General features: G+C 68.3%; 6 protein-coding genes. 2 read left to right on the top strand and 4 right to left on the bottom strand.

Annotated features, from left to right (window positions below; translation table 11 throughout):
• The first annotated feature begins 64 nt into the window (after nt 1–64).
• Nucleotides 65–1213, top strand: coding sequence for a phosphoribosylformylglycinamidine cyclo-ligase (purM, locus tag RWX45_RS09755; protein WP_316023533.1), 1149 nt, complete (start codon nt 65–67; stop codon nt 1211–1213).
• Between the two features lie 277 nt (nt 1214–1490).
• Here purM and RWX45_RS09760 read toward each other — a convergent pair whose 3' ends face one another.
• The 3 genes from RWX45_RS09760 to RWX45_RS09770 form a co-directional block, all read right to left on the bottom strand.
• Nucleotides 1491–1706 (bottom strand): DUF3073 domain-containing protein, encoded by a 216-nt coding sequence (locus tag RWX45_RS09760; RefSeq protein WP_316023538.1) that lies wholly within the window; start codon nt 1704–1706, stop codon nt 1491–1493.
• 201 nt (nt 1707–1907) lie between these two features.
• On the bottom strand, nt 1908–2339 hold the full coding sequence (locus RWX45_RS09765) for a hypothetical protein (RefSeq protein ID WP_316023534.1): 432 nt from the start codon (nt 2337–2339) through the stop codon (nt 1908–1910).
• Entirely contained in the window at nt 2336–2794 is a 459-nt protein-coding gene (locus RWX45_RS09770; protein ID WP_316023535.1) for a phage holin family protein, read from the bottom strand. Before RWX45_RS09770 ends, RWX45_RS09765 begins: the two co-directional genes overlap by 4 nt.
• A gap of 611 nt (nt 2795–3405) precedes the next feature.
• On the opposite strand from RWX45_RS09770, the gene RWX45_RS09775 reads away from it, so the two are divergent.
• Nucleotides 3406–4335 (top strand): hypothetical protein, encoded by a 930-nt coding sequence (locus RWX45_RS09775; protein ID WP_316023536.1) that lies wholly within the window; start codon nt 3406–3408, stop codon nt 4333–4335.
• Nucleotides 4336–4538: 203 nt separating this feature from the next.
• Here RWX45_RS09775 and RWX45_RS09780 read toward each other — a convergent pair whose 3' ends face one another.
• Nucleotides 4539–6275 (bottom strand): ABC transporter ATP-binding protein, encoded by a 1737-nt coding sequence (locus RWX45_RS09780; RefSeq protein ID WP_316023537.1) that lies wholly within the window; start codon nt 6273–6275, stop codon nt 4539–4541.
• Nucleotides 6276–6350 lie beyond the last annotated feature (75 nt).

The following is a 6350-nucleotide window of genomic DNA, read 5'->3' on the forward strand; positions in this document are numbered from 1 at the left end:
CTGCGGGAAGCCCGCAACCCACCCCTACATCCTCCGCCGCCCCCAAGCCAGAAGGACGCACCCGATGAGCCGCCCCTCGACCGATACCCACATCACCTACGCTTCCGCTGGCGTTGACACGGCCGCAGGAGACCGGGCCGTCGAACTCATGAAGGCGTCGGTGGCTGCCACCATGACGCCCGCCGTCGTCGGGGAAGTGGGCGGTTTCGCCGGGATGGTGGATGTGTCCGACCTGCGCGACTACCGCCGTCCCCTGCTGGCGACCTCCACCGACGGCGTGGGCACCAAGGTCGCCATCGCGCAGGCGCTCGACATCCACGACACCATCGGAGCGGACCTGGTCGGCATGGTCATCGACGACATCGTGGTGGTCGGCGCGCGCCCGCTGCTCATGACCGACTACATCGCCTGCGGAAAGGTTATCCCGGAGCGTATCGCGGACATTGTGCGCGGGGTGGCGAATGCCTGCGCCGCCGTGGGCACCCCGCTGCTGGGCGGCGAGACCGCCGAGCACCCCGGCCTGATGGAACCCGGGGAGTACGACGTCGCCGGCGCCGCCACCGGGGTCGTCGAGGCCGACCGCGTGCTGGGTGCCGAGCGCGTGCGCCCCGATGACGTGCTGATTGCCCTGGCCTCCTCCGGCCTGCACTCCAACGGCTACTCCCTGGTGCGGCGAGTGGTCGAGCACGCCGGCTGGCAGCTCGACCGGGAGGTGCCCGAATTCGGGCGCACCCTCGGAGCCGAACTGCTGGAGCCCACCCGCCTCTACACCAGTGTGCTGCTGGAGATCATCAACCGGGTGGATCCCGTCGACGCCGATCCCACGGCCCTGCGCGTGCATGCCCTCGCCCACGTGACCGGCGGCGGACTGGCAGCCAACCTGGCGCGCGTCCTCCCTGCCGGAACCATGGCGGATATCGACCGGGGCACCTGGGAGGTGCCGCCCGTATTCGACGTCGTGCGTCGCCTCGGCTCCGTCCCCTGGGACGACCTGGAGGCCACACTCAACCTGGGGGTGGGCATGGTCGCCGTGGTGTCCCCCGACGCGGTCGACGACGTGCTGCGCGGGGCCGAGTCCGCGGGGCTGCCCGCCTGGGTGCTCGGAGGCGTCCATGACGCCGCGGGGTATACCCCCCAGGGACGGGTTGTGGCCGGCACCAAGGGCGTCACCGGGGGCGGCGTGGACGTCTTCGGGGCATACCGCACCGCCTGACCGCGCGGCTGCCGGCGTGTGCACCGGTGCCGGTGTCGGTACCGGTGCGGGTGCGCCGGTGCGGCTGCCCGTGGCCGTCCCCCTCACCGAAACCGGCACTAATGACGTACCGAAACCGGCACTAATGACGTGCCGGTCTCGGTGACAACATGCCACGAGTCAGCCGCAACGAGCCTGGGAACCCCGCCCTGCGCCAACACGCCGAAGGTGCCGACACGCCTAGGGCGCCGACGGCTCGGCGGTCCGCAGCGTCAGGCGAACGGTATGCCGGGCCTGCTTAGGCGTCGTCGTCGGTTTCGTCGTCCCAGTCGTCGACACCGTACTTGGCAGCTAGCTCCTCGTACATGTCGTCGTCGGTTTCGGCGTCGGGGGACGCTGCGGAGGACGCGGTAGCGAGCTCGCGTTCGAGCGCCGCATAGTCGGTCTCCGGGCTGAAGTACTTGAGCTTGCGGGCGACCTTGGTCGCCTTGGCCTTCTGACGGCCGCGCCCCATAGGCTCGACCCCCTCCAACGTATCTCTGGGCGCGCACATGGGCGCGCATCACTTGGGCAAATGTGTCGTGGCCCAACCGTACAACGTTGCTGCGCTGGAACACCATTCCAGTGCCAGCACGTCGGCCGTGGTAAGGCCCACGGCGCTTCGCTGCCGGGCCGGGTCGGGCCCCCTGGGCGGAGCCCGGGCGCGGGGGCGTGCTTAGCGGCGGATGGCTTTGACCAGGGCGAATACGCTCAGTCCCGCCAGGGCGACAGCGGCGCCGGTCACGATCGCCAGCGCCTGCGGGTCGCCGTCGCGAGCGTCGTCGAACAGGCGCCGAATCCGCTCGTTCCACGGCAGGGCGCCCGCCGACGGCGCGGCGGCGGAGTACGGCGCGGCGGGGGTGGTGCGTGGTGCGTCGACGATTCCGCTCACCCGCGCCTTGAGGCCGGCGGTTGCGGACTGAGCGCGGCCGCGCAGATCGGTGAGCGTCGACTCCGCCGTGCTGCGGGCCAATGCCTTGAGCGTGTTGGGCGCGAGCCGCTGGGCGAGCTCCTCGACGTCGTTGGAGACGGACGCGCGCAAGGCGGCGAGGCGGGCCTCGATCTCCTCCGGGGTGGGGGCCGCGTCGGCCGGGTTCTTCTCACTCACTGCTGGCTGCCCTTCTCGAAGCCGGTGGAGGCGGCGGTCTTAACGGTGTCGATATCGCGGCTGAGGGCGCCCTTCGGGTCGGGGACGTCCGCCTTGGCGGCCTGGAGCCGCTTCGCGCCCAGCCATGCGGCGACTCCTGCCACGATGAGGAGCACCACGGCAACGATGAGTTTGGCCGCCCACAGCGGCAGGGCGAGCGCAATGAGCTCGACGAAGGTGCTCAGCAGGAAGCCGAGCCCGTACAGGGCGACCACGCCGCCGACGGCGAGGAGCGCTCCGCCCATGCCCATGGTGGTGACCATGCGGCGTCCCTTGGCCTTGGCCAGGTCGATCTCACCGTGGACAAGCCCGGTGATGTTGTCCGAGATGCGATTGATGAGCTCGATGAGTGTCGGCGACGCCGCGGACGTGGGCGGCGGTGGCGCCGACGGTGGCTGGTGGGGCTGCTGGCTCATAGAACCGACCTTCTTGTGCCTGCTGGTGAACTGTGGGGGACGGCGGTCTGGTCGTGCCCCTTGCTGGTCCCAGAATCTCATATGCCGGGGGTGGGTGGCACATGTCTGGCGGTGTGGTCTCCTGCTAGCTCGCTGGGAACATGCCAGTGCAACCGAACGGTGATGCACTGGGAGACCGATCCGCGCACCCGCCCCTTCACCGAAACCGGCACTTGTAACGTGCCGAGACCGGCACTAATGACGTGCCGAAACCGGTCGATATGGCGCAGCCGGCTCCCGTCTCTGCGCTCATGCTAGGTAGCGGGTCGGCGCCAGTTGGCCGTTGGACTGCCTACGCGCGGATGGACCGCCTACGCGCGGATGGACCGCCTACGCCGGTGGCTGGGACGGTCCAAGCGCGCTTAGGTGGTCCAACGGCGTAAAGGTGGTCCAAGCGCGCATAGGTGGTCCAACTGCGGGGACGGAGGTAGGCAGCCAGAAGTAGGTAGGGGAGGTAGCGCAACCGTGTACGTCGTGACTGGCTTCCACAGGTGGGGTTCGTGCATGGGGTGAATATGGCGCATTCACAGGCTCGGAGACGAGTACAGCAGTCGGGGCGCACAGTGGGGATCATGTGGTGTTCACCGATTCCAATCCTGCTGTCGTCAGAGCTCGCCGGGCAGGGGCTGCGTAGCGACACTCTCGCCCAAGAAGCGTCGCGCCCCGATGGAGAGCTTGTCAGAGTGATGCGTGGTGCCTACGTGCAGCGCGATGCGCTCAGCGGCTTGACCCGCTCCCAGGTACATCGGGTCAAGATTATTGCTGCTCACCTCACCGGGCTGCTGGACGGCGGTTCCATCCTGGCCAGGGAGTCGGCGGCGGTCATGCATGGCATTCCATTGATCGGCGCGGTTCCCGAGCAGGTGCAGGTGGTGCAACGTGGACGCGACGGCGGACGAACGTCAGCTGGACTGCGCACGCTACGCGCTCATGAAGGTTTCGCGACGGTGCTTAACGACGGTTTGCTCATGGCCTCAGTAGCGCAGACCCTGGCGGATCTGGGTCGTCAGCGACCCTTGCGCGACGTCCTCGCTGGCTTCGATGCCATGTTGCGCGAGGGCCGCGTCACCAAGGAGGAGATCGCCGCTGCTGCTCCAAAGCGGTCGCGAGGCAGGCCACGGCTGCGTCGCGTCATCACCGCAGCTGATCCAGCTTCCGAGTCGCCGGGGGAGAGTCTGAGTCGGGCGGTCATGCTGGAGCATCATCTGCCGCTGCCGAACCTGCAGGAGTCGGTTCGAGACGAGTACGGCGGACTGCTGGGACGCGTTGACTTCATCTGGTTCGACTACGGCGTGATAGGCGAGTTCGATGGTCGGGTCAAGTATGGGCGGGCGTTGACCGACAGGTCGACGGACGAAGTCCTGGTCGACGAACGGCGTCGGGAAATCAATATTGAACGAGCGACGGGCATGCGCGTTGTGCGCTGGTTGTGGGACGACGCCTTCAGAGAGCGTGGACTACTCGAGATCCTTGCCGGGGTGGGAATCCGCTCCATGCATTGAGACGGTCAAGCGCTCTCTGATGTCTAGAGGGCGTAGGCGGGGGCGGTGGCAAGGCTGTGCTTGGACCGTCTACGCGCGGATGGACCGCCTACGCGCGGATGGACCGCCTACGCCGGTGGCTGGGACGGTCCAAGCGCGCATAGGTGGTCCAACGGCGTAAAGGTGGTCCAAGCGCGCAAGGACGTCAAGACCCGCTGCGGGGCTTACTCCTGGGTCCAGGCCTCCCACAGGCTGGCGTATTCCCCGCCCAGCGCCACGAGCTCATCATGCGTGCCCAGCTCGACGATTCGCCCATCCATCATGACGGCGACCCGGTCTGCGTCCTGCGCCGTGTACAGGCGGTGCGCCACCTCGATGACCGTACGGCCGGCCAGCGCCGTCGACAGTGTCCGTTCCAGGGTGCGCGCCGCGTGAGGATCCAACAGCGAGGTCGCCTCGTCGAGGATGAGCGTGTGCGGGTCGAGCAGGACGAGCCGCGCCAGCGCAACTTCCTGCGCCTGCGCCGGGGTCAGGTTGAGGTGTCCCGAGCCGACCATCGTGTTCATGCCGTCCGGCAGCGCGTTCACCCAGGTGTGCGCCCCGATCGCCGCAATCGCCGCAGCAATGGTGGCGTCGTCCGCGTCCGGGCGGCCCAGGCGCACGTTGTCGGCGAGCGTACCCACGAACACGTGCTGCTCCTGCGTCACCAGCGCCACATGCCGGCGCAACTCCACCTCGGTCAGATCCGTGAGCGGCACCCCGCCCACCGTTACTGCACCGGAAGTGGGTGGGTTGATCCCCGCCAGCATGCGGCCCAGCGTGGACTTGCCCGATCCCGACGGCCCGACGACGGCGAGCCGTTCGCCGGGCACGAGGTCCAGGTCGATGCCGTGCAGTACCTCGACGCCCTCGCGGTAGGCGAAGTGGACGTCGCGCAGCTGGATGCGCGTGTTCTGCGGTGCGACCCCGGTCGGTGTGCGATCGTCCGGAACCTCCTCCACACCGAGGATGCGCTGGAGTGAGGCCTGGGAAATCTGCACCTGGTCGATCCAGAACATGAGTTGGCCGATTGGCTTGCGCAGTTCCATGGCATACAGGGTCACGGTGGTGATGGCTCCGAGGCTCGCCCAGCCGTGGGCGGCTAGGAAGCCGCCCCACAGCAGGATGACGACCACCGGCGCCCGCCAGGCGACGTCGAGGACCAGGTACAGGCGCACTCGCAGCCACGCGGTGTACTTCTCCAGGCTCCAGGCCTCACTGACGGCGGCGCCGATGACCTGTTCCCGACGACGACCGATCCCCAGGGCGTCAACCGTCTGGGCGTGATCCACCGTCTCGGAGACGACGCCGTTGAGGCGCGCGTAGGACGCCGAGCCGGCCCGGTAGGCGGGCACCGAGATCGGTAAATACCAACTCATCATGGCCCACACCGGCGGCCCCACCACCAGCAGTCCCAGCGCCAGCAGCGGGTCGGAGATGGCCGCAGCGGCGATGGTGAACACGATGGTCACGGTGCACACCATGATCTGCGGGACCCCCACGCGCACGAGGAACTCGATGCGGGACACATCGTTGGTGGTGCGCCCCACCAGATCGCCGGTGCCGGCGGATTCCACGGCGGACAGGGGCAGATGCACCACCCGCGTCATCATGCGTTCGCGCAGGTCGGCGAAGACGGACTCACCCAGCGTGCGCGCATACATCTGCGCGTACCGGTTGATGATCGCGCCAACGATCGTGACCACCACGATGACCAGGACGATCTTGTCCACGTAGTCGACGGTGCCGGTGCCGGCCGACACGCGGGTGACGAGCCGCCCCAAAAGCTGCGGCGCCACCAGGGTGGCCAGCACCGCCGTGATCTGCAGAACCAACACCCATACGAAGCGCATGCGGTACGACGCCATGATCCCGAAGGTCTTGCGCATGGCGACCTTGCCGGGAGCAACGGGAAGAGCCATCAGCGCTGCACCTCCCCGGCGTTTGCAGCCGGCTGGCCCGGTGCCGTGCCCGTCCCGGAACGCGCCGTGGGCGCC

This window comes from Actinomyces sp. MRS3W (genome assembly GCF_032465695.1).
GTDB lineage: Bacteria > Actinomycetota > Actinomycetes > Actinomycetales > Actinomycetaceae > Actinomyces.

Bases quoted from the DNA above. Each gene is read 5' to 3' on its own strand.
- RWX45_RS09770 (WP_316023535.1), bottom strand. From the start codon at position 2,794: ATGAGCCAGCAGCCCCACCAGCCACCGTCGGCGCCACCGCCGCCCACG.
- RWX45_RS09780 (WP_316023537.1), bottom strand. From the start codon at position 6,275: ATGGCTCTTCCCGTTGCTCCCGGCAAGGTCGCCATGCGCAAGACCTTC.
- purM (WP_316023533.1), top strand. From the start codon at position 65: ATGAGCCGCCCCTCGACCGATACCCACATCACCTACGCTTCCGCTGGC.
- RWX45_RS09760 (WP_316023538.1), bottom strand. From the start codon at position 1,706: ATGGGGCGCGGCCGTCAGAAGGCCAAGGCGACCAAGGTCGCCCGCAAG.
- RWX45_RS09775 (WP_316023536.1), top strand. From the start codon at position 3,406: ATGTGGTGTTCACCGATTCCAATCCTGCTGTCGTCAGAGCTCGCCGGG.